The sequence below is a fragment of the Microbacterium sp. genome, from assembly GCF_026393345.1.
Lineage (GTDB): Bacteria > Actinomycetota > Actinomycetes > Actinomycetales > Microbacteriaceae > Microbacterium.
Genome location: NZ_JAPLAI010000028.1, coordinates 38,693 through 40,356, shown reverse-complemented (window position 1 = coordinate 40,356; position 1,664 = coordinate 38,693). Strand labels below are relative to the sequence as shown.

The following is a 1,664-nucleotide window of genomic DNA, read 5'->3' as shown; positions in this document are numbered from 1 at the left end:
GCATCCGGACGGCGAAACGGCTTCTGGGCACCGAGACGGCGGGGTTTACCCACTGTTTCGGTGCCCAGAAGCCGTATCGGCGTAAGGGGATGCGGCCTACGCGTCGACGTCGGCGAGCTGGCGCCCGCTGATCTCTTCGAGGATGTCGTCGCCGGGGCGGGCGTCGGTGAACGGCGCCTCGATCTCCGCGCGCTCGAGCATCTCGGTCATCTTGCGACGACGCTGACGCGTGATCAGCGTGACGACCGTGCCCTCACGACCGGCCCGGCCGGTACGACCGGAGCGGTGCAGGTACGTCTTGTACTCGTCCGGCGGATCGGCCTGAACGACGAGGTCGATGTCGTCGACGTGGATGCCACGGGCGGCGACGTCGGTCGCGACGAGCACACGGACCTTGCCGTCGGTGAGCCGCTGCAGGTTCCGCGTGCGCCGACCCTGGTTCAGGTCACCGTGCAGCGCGACGGACGCGATCCCGGCATCCTCGAACTGCTCGCTCAGCATCTCGGCGTAGGCACGGGTGCGGGCGAAGACCAGGGTCTTGCCCTCCCGGTCGACGAGCGAGGTGAGGATGTCCGCCTTGTCGCGGTGATCGATCAGCAGCACCTGGTGGTCGATCGTGCTGGAGTCCTGGTCTTCGCCGGCGACCTCGTAGACGGCGGGGTTCACGAGGAACTCGTCGACGAGTGCAGCGACCTCACGGTCGAGCGTCGCGGAGAACAACAGCTTCTGCGCACCGTCCTGGACGAGACGCAGAATGCGCTGCATCGGCTCGAGGAAGCCCAGCTCGGACATGTGATCGGCCTCGTCGAGCACAACGATGCGCACCTCGGAGAGGTCGAGCTTGCCCTGCGCCTGCAGGTCCTCGATGCGGCCGGGGGTGCCGATGATGATGTCGACGCCCTTGCGGAGCGCGCCGACCTGGCGGGCCTGCGGCACGCCGCCGTAGATCTGCGTGGTGAACAGACCGACGCTGCGCGCGATGGGCTGTACGGTGCGGTCGATCTGCAGCGCCAGCTCGCGGGTCGGCGCGAGGATGAGCGCCTTGGGCGAGCGGCCGAAGTCGCGCTTGGTGCCGGCCTGCGAGCGCAGGATCGACTCCACCAGCGGAGCGCCGAAGGCGATCGTCTTGCCGGAGCCGGTGCGGCCTCGGGCAAGCACGTCGCGACCCTCCAGGATCGGCGTGACAGTGGCCGCCTGGATCGGGAACGGGCTGCCGGCACCGAGGTCGGTCAGGACGCGGACGATGTTCTCGCCGAGACCCAGATCGCCGAAGGATGCTTCGCTGACGGTCGCGTCGATCGCCTGCGCCTGCAGGCGCTCGTGGACGACATCGACGTGCTGCTCGTGCGCGGCGTCACGCTGCTGCGGCTTCGCCCAGTCGGCGCGGTTCGGACGCTCCTGGTGACGGTCGTCACGACGGGGGCGATCCTCGAACGAGCGCGCGGGGCGGTCACTGTGCGAGCGCGCCGGACGGTCATCGAAGGAGCGTGCCGGACGATCACTATATGAGCGTGCCGGACGGTCACTGTTCGAACGTGCGGGACGGTCATTGTTCGAACGTGCGGGACGGTCGCTGTACGAACGCGCGGGGCGGTCGTCGCGAGTCGGGCGGTCGTTGTAGGCCCGCGCTGGCGGCGGACAGGTCGGTCAGGTTGAGCGGCCAG

Annotated in this window: 1 pseudogene; it reads right to left on the bottom strand. The window is 69.0% G+C overall.

Annotated elements, in window-relative coordinates:
• Positions 1-96: 96 nt before the first annotated feature.
• Positions 97-1,632 (bottom strand): annotated as a pseudogene (locus tag NT132_RS03255) (DEAD/DEAH box helicase); the annotation flags it as partial.
• Positions 1,633-1,664 lie beyond the last annotated feature (32 nt).